Source organism: Leptotrichia sp., from assembly GCF_057270615.1.
Genome location: NZ_DBHIXN010000077.1, coordinates 1 through 7,168, shown reverse-complemented (window position 1 = coordinate 7,168; position 7,168 = coordinate 1). Strand labels below are relative to the sequence as shown.

At 30.2% G+C, this 7,168-nt stretch carries 3 protein-coding genes; all 3 read right to left on the bottom strand.

What is annotated here, in order from left to right; genetic code table 11:
* Positions 1–16 precede the first annotated feature (16 nt).
* Positions 17–289: a diacylglycerol kinase family protein gene (locus ACO409_RS09845; protein ID WP_485556836.1), complete on the bottom strand. Its 273-nt coding sequence runs from the start codon at positions 287–289 to the stop codon at positions 17–19.
* Between the two features lie 15 nt (positions 290–304).
* Entirely contained in the window at positions 305–3,364 is a 3,060-nt protein-coding gene (gene recJ, locus ACO409_RS09840; RefSeq protein ID WP_485556834.1) for a single-stranded-DNA-specific exonuclease RecJ, read from the bottom strand.
* A 321-nt stretch (positions 3,365–3,685) separates the two neighbouring features.
* Positions 3,686–7,168, bottom strand: a 3,483-nt coding sequence (gene nifJ / locus ACO409_RS09835) for a pyruvate:ferredoxin (flavodoxin) oxidoreductase (protein ID WP_485556832.1), incomplete at its 5' end; no start/stop codon positions are given.

Sequence of the window (7,168 nt, the reverse complement as noted above, 5' to 3'; positions counted from 1 at the left end):
AGCTAAAAATATTTTATTATGTTATTTTGGCTGCCCCTATATTTTTTACTCTGTCTTCGCTCAAACAACGACTCAAAGTTCCATCTCCACCAGATAAAATTAAAATATCATATTTTTCATTTTTCAAAATTTCTGTAAACAAATCATAATCCCAACTTATGCTATAAAGTGTCAAAGTAATCCCTTTTTTCAGCAGTTTTGTCGTAATCAAATCAAAATTACTTAAAATCGTATTAGCATTCCCAGATTTTGGATTATAAACTAAAATTGCTTTTTTTAATTTTTCCATACATCCTCCTATTTTTTACAAAATCTCATTTATAGAATAGTCAGAAAAAATTTTCTCTCCATCTTTTAATAATTTTTTTAATTTAATTTTTTCTTTAAACGGTAAATATTCCACAAAAATATTTTTTGCACTTTTTCTTTCTTTTTTTGTAGAATCCTGTAAAAATACTATATTTTTAGGAACTTTTATTTGAATGCTTGTCTCTTTAATATTATTTTTATCCAAGTTTTCTGTTTTTATTATAAAATCTTCAGAGTTTATTATCACACAAAATCTTTTTATTAATTTTTGATTTTCACTTAAATTTTCAGCAATTTTAGTTTGACTTTCTGTATCATTTTCTATATTTTGATTTTTTCTTTCTTGGCTTTCATCTTGGTTTTCTAATTGACTATTTTCTAATTCAATATTATTTTTTAATTCAATTTTTTCAATTTTTTTATATTCCAGCTGTTTTAATTCTTTTTTAGTTTCAAAATTTTCATTATCTTCATTAACTTCAGAATTTTGAATATTTTCAGGAATTCCGTAATCAATTTCATTTTGCAGGCTAAAATCTGTTTTTATAATATTTTCTAGCTCTTGTGTATTTTTATAATTGTAAAATAATGTAAATGGATAATCATTTTCTGAATATTCTTCATTTATATCAAAATATGATTTTATAAAATTATTAAAAACTGGCTTTTTCTCAGAATCTATTACAATTTGACTTTTTTTATCAGTCATTTTTTTATAATAAATCCCAATTGTAAGCAGAAAATTCTCAAAATTTGACATTTTATATTTATATTTTTCATCTTCATTAAATATATTTTTTACAATTAAGTTTTTATTTTGTCTAAAAAATTGTGAAAGCAAACTTTTAGTCTGAGAATTATATTCCATTTTTCCAATTAAAAATTCTTTTATTTTTTTAAAAATCCCAATTTGAGTATGATCATAACATTTAAAGCTATAATCTCTTTTTATCAAAATATTCACAATATTATGACTTGCAGTTTGCTTCACATCCTTAATTTTTACAATAAAATTCCAATTATAATATTGATTTAATAAAATTAGCAAATTGGAAATTCCATAGTCAAGCCGTCCAATAAATTTTCTTCCTTGAAAAAGCGAAACTTGATCAAATTCCATTTTCATGGTAATTTGCTTTTCTAAATCCAGTTCAATATTTGTATAAAAAATTGACTTCATTGGAAAAGATGTATTAAAAAGAGAATGATAATAGGAAAAAGTATCATCTTTTAACTGCGATACTTTTACATCTTCAATATACACCTTCGTATAATACCTGTCTTGAAACATTTCTGTCTTTAACTTGTAAACGATATCATAAAACAGATTTTCATTCAGTTTCTTAAAATATTCTCCAGAATTGAACCAGACAGCATTTCTGCTAAAAAATCCTTTTTGCTTTATATCAAACATTATATGATTTTTATTTTCTCCAATGAACTTTATATTTTCAAAAAGCACATTATTCGTTCTAAAAGTCGGCATTGGATTTCCAAAACCAAATGGCTTTAAAAGCTCTATCACTTGAAAGAATTCATAAGAAATCTTTTGAATTGGAATTTGCTTATCAATTTCTATTATTTTTACAAAATCCTCTTCTTTCAATTTTGTCCTTGCAAATTTATTTATTTTTTCCTTAAATAATTCCAAATTTTTTATTCCAATCGTAAATCCAGCCGCTCCAGAATGTCCTCCAAACTTCAAAAAAAGTTCAGGCATCGACTGCAACGCCTCCAAAATATTAAAATCACCTATACTTCGGCACGATCCAACTGCTATTCCTTCATCTTCCTTCACTTCAATAATAATCGCAGGCTTGTAATATTTATCTACAATTTTGGAAGCCGCTATACCAATTACTCCGTGGTGATATTCAGGTGAATAGTCTACAATTACATAATCTTCCTTCAAATCACTTTCTTCAATGTGCTTTTCCACTTTTTCCACAATTTCATTCTGCAGTTCTTTTCGCTCAAAATTCTTATTAATAAGTTCCTTTACGATTATCTCAATTTCCCTGTCATTATCAGAAATTAGCAATTTTACAACCATTTTAGCATCTTTAAGCCTTCCAGCCGCATTAAAGACAGGGGCTATAATAAATCCAACATCATACGAACTATATTCCGTTTTCTCATTAAAATCCGAATTTTGCTTACTAAATAATTTATATAATAAAAATCTAAGGCCTTTATTTTTAGAACGGCTAAGCTGTTCCAGTCCAAATTTTGTCAAGATTCTATTTTCACAAGTAAGCGGCACAATATCTGCGACCGTTCCAATTGCCACCAAATCCAAGTACTTATATGCCTTTACCTTTTTCCCAATTCTTTCATAAAGGCAAAGAATTACCATAAAAATAGTTCCAACTCCCGCTAAAAACTCAAAGGAAAACTCATTTTCAGGACGTTTTGGATTCACAACTGCAACAGCCTTTGGAATCTTGCCTCCATGTAAATTATGATGATCTGTAATAATTATTGGCAAATCTATAGAATTTGCAAACTCTACTTCAGGAAATGCTGTAATTCCACAATCTACAGTAATTACTAAATCTGCTCCCGAGTCCTTTATTTTTTTCAAAGCCTCATTATTTAGCCCATATCCTTCATCTCGAATTGGAATATAATAATTCACATTTTCAGCTCCAAGCTCTTTCAATGCCATATATAAAATCGAAGTTGAGGTAATTCCATCTACATCATAATCCCCAAATATCCAAATATTTTTCTGTTCCTCTATTGCCTTTTCAATTTCCAGAACTGTCTTTTCCATATCTTTTAGGCCATAAGGATTCTGAATATTTTCCATTTTAGGATTTAAAAATTCAATCACTTCCTTTTCAGTTGTTATGCCCCGTGAATAAAGTATTTTCAAAATATCGCTATCAAGCAAGCAATCTAAAGTCGAACTTTCCATAATTTGTTTCTTATTTCCACTTTTTTTTATCTTTTTTGTTTTGTCATCAATGTCTTGTTTATTGTCTCTTTCAATATATTCTCTTTCCTGTCGCGGATTAGGAATAATTTTTGTAGCCCATTTAGTTTTTCTCATAATTTTTCCCCTCTTATTTTAAACTTTATTTTTATAATTACAGTTTTTTTGTATTCAAATATTAATTATTTTAGAATGTCTATTTTAAGCTATTAAGGAAAATGGCAACCGTTCCCCTTTACATAAAAAAAAATTTATTAATTAAAATAACCACTCTATAATAAAAAATATTAACTTAAATACTTAATAATTTTACCACATTTTTTTACCAAAATAAATGCCACCTACTTCAAATATTTTACCAAAATAAGAAAACCCCCTAAAATAAAGGGGATTTTTATATTAAAAAATTTAAATTTTATTTTAATCAAAATCATAGATTTATTCTTCTATTGAATAATCCATTGCTGCCATTCTCTTATAATAATTCCAGTTGTCTTTGGCATTTTTCAAATTTGTTTCCAGCAATTCTTTTGCCTTTTCAGGAAATTCTGCAGCCAAAGTTGCATATCTTCTTTCTCCTAGTAAAAATTCTTCATATTTATCCCAAGCTGGATTTCTTGTATCCAATTGCAATGGATTTTTACCTTTTTCAACTAATCTTGGATCAAATCTGAAAATTGGCCAATATCCTACTTCTGTTGCTAATTTTTCTTCTGTTTGGAATTTACCCATACCTGCTTTTATACCATGTTCAATACAAGGTGAATAAGCTATTACTATTGATGGTCCCGGATATGCTTCCGCTTCTTTTATTGCTTTTAGTGTTTGGTTTTGATTTGCTCCCATTGACACTTTAGCAACGTAGATATTTCCGTAGGTCATCAATATTGCGGCTAAATCTTTTTTCTTGGCCGGTTTTCCTGAGGCTGCGAATTTTGCAACTGCTCCAGTTCTTGAAGATTTTGATGCTTGACCTCCTGTATTTGAGTAAACTTCTGTATCAAGTACAAGTATGTTTACATCATCTCCAGAGGCTAGAACATGGTCAAGTCCACCAAATCCTATGTCATAGGCCCATCCATCTCCACCAAACATCCAAATAGATTTTTTGATTAAGTATTGTTTTAATTCTAATATTTCAGAAATATTATTTTTTACTTTTTCATTCATATTTTTAGAATTTTCTTTTTCTAATGCTACTACTAATTCATCACGTATTTCTGTAGTTTTATCTCCATCATCAAAATTTTCTGAAAATTTATCAAATAATTCAATAAGTTCAGGTGAAACGTCTTCTTTTATTTCTTCCATTCTCTTTAAAATTCTGTGACGAATTGTGTTTATTGCTTGGAACATTCCGTATCCATATTCAGCATTGTCTTCAAATAATGAAGATGCCCATGCAGGTCCACAACCACTTTGAGTAGTTGTATAAGGTGTTGACGGGGTAGAAGCTCCGTAAATTGAAGAACATCCAGTTGCATTTGCCACTATCATTCTTTCTCCGAATAATTGTGTTACTAATTTAATATACGGCGTTTCTCCACAACCAGCACAAGCTCCAGAAAATTCAAATAATGGTTTTGCAAATTGTGAACCTTTTACTGTATTTTTTCCTAAAATTTTATCTTTATATGAAACATTGTTAAATAAATAATCTGTATATTCAATTTCATTTTTTTCAATTTGAGATTGAGTAGATTTCATAACAATCGCTTTTCCACGTGGTGCAGGACACACATCCACACAAGCACTACATCCTGTACAATCCAAAGGCGATACTTGAATTTTATAATTCAACTCATTCATTCCACGTCCCAAAGCCTTTATTGTTGGCATTCCTTCAGGAGCTTTTTCCATTTCTTCTTTATCTAATAAAAATGGTCGTATTACAGCATGTGGACAAACGTAAGCACATTGATTACATTGTATACACATGTCTGGTTGCCATTCTGGAACTTCTGAAGCTACTCCTCTTTTTTCGTAATTTGCAGTCCCTGGTTGGAAAGTTCCGTCTACCATTCCTGTTTCTATGATTGATGAAACTGGTAATTCGTTACCTTTCATATGGTTAATTGGGTCTACGATTTTCTTTATAAAGTCAGGTTTCGCCGCTTCAATAATTTGTTCGTTTACTTCAAGGTCTGCCCATTCTGGCAATACTTCTACTTGTTCTAAACCATCAATTCCTCTGTCAATAGCATCCCAGTTTTTTTGAACTATGTCCTTTCCTTTTCTTCCATAACTTTTTTGAGCATATTCTTTCATATACTCTTTCGCTTCTTCATGCGGAATTACTTCTGAAAGATAGAAAAAGGCTGATTGCATAATTGTATTTGTTCTGTTTCCTAACCCAATTTCTTTAGCTAATTTTGTAGCATTTATAATAAAAAATTTAATTTTTTTTCTAGCTAATTCTCTTTTGATTTCGTTTGGAATACTTGGAATTAATCTTTCTTTATCCCAAATTGTGTTTAATAGGAACGTCCCTCCTTCTTTCAATCCAGAAATCATATCGTATTTTCCAAGATATGCAGGTGCTGAACAAGCTACAAAGCCTGGTCTTGTAACTAAGTAAGTTGAGTGAATTGGATCTTTACTGAATCTCAAATGTGATCTTGTCACTCCTCCTGCTTTTTTAGAATCGTACGCAAAATAACCTTGTGCATACAAGTCTGTTTTATCTCCAATAATTTTTATCGAATTTTTATTAGCTCCAACAGTTCCATCTGAACCAAGTCCATAAAATAAGCACTCTTTCACATCTTCATTTCCTGTGAAAACTTCTTCTTCAAGTGCAAGTGATGTAAATGTAACGTCATCAACAATTCCTATTGTGAAATTATTTTTAGGCTCTTTTTGTGCAATATTTTTAAATACTGCTACAATTTGTTCAGGTGTTGTGTCTTTTGATGATAATCCATATCTTCCACCTACAATTTCAGGTGCATTTTCTTTTCCATAATAAAGTGCTTTTACGTCCATATATAATGGCTCTCCTAATGCTCCTGGTTCTTTTGTTCTGTCAAGTACAGCAATTTTTTTTACGCTTTTTGGCATTACATCAAAGAAGTATTTGCTTGAGAAAGGTCTGTATAAGTGAACATTTAGCACTCCTATATTTTCTCCTTTTTTATTTAAATAATCTACAACTTCTTTAATAGTTTCGTTTACGGAACCCATTGCAACAATAACTCTTTCAGCATTTTCAGCTCCGTAATAAACAAATGGTGCATAATGTCTTCCTGTTTTTTCGCTAATTTTTTTCATGTAGTCGTTTATAATATCAGGTACAGCTTCATAAAATTTATTTTGAGCTTCTCTTGCCTGGAAATAAATATCATCATTTTGTGCTGTTCCTCTAGTCACTGGATTTTCTGGATTTAATGCTCTTTCTCTAAATTCTCTAACTGCTTTTTTATCGAGTAGACTTTCAAGAAAATCATAATCCATAACTTCCACTTTATTTATTTCGTGTGATGTTCTGAAACCATCAAAAAAATGCAGAACAGGTACTCTTGATTTAATTGCTGCCAAATGTGCAATTCCTGCTAGGTCCATCACTTCTTGAACCGAACTTGTTGCAAACATTGTCCAACCTGTCATTCTAGCTGAATAAATATCTTGATGATCTCCAAATATTGATAATGCCTGTGTTGAAATAGCTCTTGCTGCTACATGCATTACTCCTGGTAATAATTCTCCTGCTATTTTGTACATATTAGGTATTTTCAATAGTAATCCTTGAGATGCAGTAAATGTTGTAGTCAAAGCTCCAGTTTGTAATGAACCGTGTACAATTCCTGCTGCTCCGGCTTCTGACTGCATTTCTACAACTTTCACTTGTGTTCCAAATAAGTTTTCCTTCCCGTATGATGCCCATTGGTCTACATGCTCTGACATAGTTGATGACGGAGTAAT

Coding starts and splice junctions, on each gene's coding strand:
- ACO409_RS09845 (WP_485556836.1), bottom strand. CDS start 289: ATGGAAAAATTAAAAAAAGCAATTTTAGTTTATAATCCAAAATCTGGG.
- recJ (WP_485556834.1), bottom strand. CDS start 3,364: ATGAGAAAAACTAAATGGGCTACAAAAATTATTCCTAATCCGCGACAG.